Source organism: Enterococcus sp. HMSC078F03 (assembly GCF_001811595.1).
GTDB lineage: Bacteria > Bacillota > Bacilli > Lactobacillales > Enterococcaceae > Enterococcus > Enterococcus faecalis.
Map to the genome: position 1 here is coordinate 200,681 of NZ_KV805588.1, position 273 is coordinate 200,953.

Sequence of the window (273 nt, forward strand, 5' to 3'; positions counted from 1 at the left end):
ACTTCTGGTTGGCTGCTTTCTGCGGTTTCTGTTGTGCCATTATCTTCAGTTGTTACGCTTGGTTTTTCAGGTATGATTGGTGCAATCGTGCCTAGTGTTTCACTTTCATCTGGATTTTCTTCTTCCGTTGGCGACACATGAACTTCTGGTTGACTGCTTTCTGCAGTTTCTGTTGCGCCATTCTCTTCAGTTGTCACACTTGGTTTTTCAGGTATGATTGGCTCAATCGTGCCTAGTGCTTCACTTTCATCTGGATTTTCTTCTTCTGTTGGT

1 pseudogene is annotated in these 273 nt (G+C 43.6%); it reads right to left on the reverse strand.

Going from position 1 to position 273, the window contains the following annotated elements:
* Positions 1 to 273, reverse strand: a pseudogene (locus HMPREF2810_RS16115) (adhesin); the annotation flags it as partial.